Genomic DNA, 1893 nt, shown 5'->3' with positions numbered 1-1893 from the left:
AAAAACAAATCAAAAAAGTTCTTGACAAAGGATTTGAGATTTGATAAAATATAAAAGCCGTCTGGTTCAACCAGACGGAGGTAGTACTTTGAAAACTGAACAAAGTTTCGCTAAAAGTGTGCGGGTGTAAAACCCAAACAAGAAGCGAAGTCAATTCGCAAGCAATAAATTTGAGACAAAGATCTTAAATAATCGAATGAGCAATCATTCAAACTTAAATTTCAAAATGAGAGTTTGATCCTGGCTCAGGACGAACGCTGGCGGCGTGCCTAATACATGCAAGTCGAGCGAGCAGAACCAGCAGATTTACTTCGGTAATGACGCTGGGGACGCGAGCGGCGGATGGGTGAGTAACACGTGGGGAACCTGCCCCATAGTCTGGGATACCACTTGGAAACAGGTGCTAATACCGGATAAGAAAGCAGATCGCATGATCAGCTTATAAAAGGCGGCGTAAGCTGTCGCTATGGGATGGCCCCGCGGTGCATTAGCTAGTTGGTAAGGTAACGGCTTACCAAGGCGATGATGCATAGCCGAGTTGAGAGACTGATCGGCCACATTGGGACTGAGACACGGCCCAAACTCCTACGGGAGGCAGCAGTAGGGAATCTTCCACAATGGACGCAAGTCTGATGGAGCAACGCCGCGTGAGTGAAGAAGGTTTTCGGATCGTAAAGCTCTGTTGTTGGTGAAGAAGGATAGAGGTAGTAACTGGCCTTTATTTGACGGTAATCAACCAGAAAGTCACGGCTAACTACGTGCCAGCAGCCGCGGTAATACGTAGGTGGCAAGCGTTGTCCGGATTTATTGGGCGTAAAGCGAGCGCAGGCGGAAAAATAAGTCTGATGTGAAAGCCCTCGGCTTAACCGAGGAACTGCATCGGAAACTGTTTTTCTTGAGTGCAGAAGAGGAGAGTGGAACTCCATGTGTAGCGGTGGAATGCGTAGATATATGGAAGAACACCAGTGGCGAAGGCGGCTCTCTGGTCTGCAACTGACGCTGAGGCTCGAAAGCATGGGTAGCGAACAGGATTAGATACCCTGGTAGTCCATGCCGTAAACGATGAGTGCTAAGTGTTGGGAGGTTTCCGCCTCTCAGTGCTGCAGCTAACGCATTAAGCACTCCGCCTGGGGAGTACGACCGCAAGGTTGAAACTCAAAGGAATTGACGGGGGCCCGCACAAGCGGTGGAGCATGTGGTTTAATTCGAAGCAACGCGAAGAACCTTACCAGGTCTTGACATCTAGTGCCATCCTAAGAGATTAGGAGTTCCCTTCGGGGACGCTAAGACAGGTGGTGCATGGCTGTCGTCAGCTCGTGTCGTGAGATGTTGGGTTAAGTCCCGCAACGAGCGCAACCCTTGTTATTAGTTGCCAGCATTAAGTTGGGCACTCTAATGAGACTGCCGGTGACAAACCGGAGGAAGGTGGGGATGACGTCAAGTCATCATGCCCCTTATGACCTGGGCTACACACGTGCTACAATGGGCAGTACAACGAGAAGCGAGCCTGCGAAGGCAAGCGAATCTCTGAAAGCTGTTCTCAGTTCGGACTGCAGTCTGCAACTCGACTGCACGAAGCTGGAATCGCTAGTAATCGCGGATCAGCACGCCGCGGTGAATACGTTCCCGGGCCTTGTACACACCGCCCGTCACACCATGGAAGTCTGCAATGCCCAAAGCCGGTGGCCTAACCTTCGGGAAGGAGCCGTCTAAGGCAGGGCAGATGACTGGGGTGAAGTCGTAACAAGGTAGCCGTAGGAGAACCTGCGGCTGGATCACCTCCTTTCTAAGGAAGCGAGAGTGATGGAGAGTAGAGATACTAAGAGAAGTCACTTAAGCAAGCGGAAGCACACTGAGAAACTTTGTTTAGTTTTGAGGGTAGTACCTCAAAGA

At 50.5% G+C, this 1893-nt stretch carries 1 rRNA gene; it reads left to right on the top strand.

Annotated features, from left to right (window positions below):
• Window positions 1-222: 222 nt before the first annotated feature.
• A 16S ribosomal RNA gene (locus tag JEM49_RS07280) occupies window positions 223-1786 on the top strand.
• Window positions 1787-1893: the final 107 nt, after the last annotated feature.

Origin of the sequence: Lactobacillus sp. A27 (assembly GCF_016742815.1) — a bacterium.
GTDB lineage: Bacteria > Bacillota > Bacilli > Lactobacillales > Lactobacillaceae > Lactobacillus > Lactobacillus gallinarum.
Note: the sequence above shows the minus strand (reverse complement) of the source record. Positions and strands in the feature narration are given on the sequence as shown.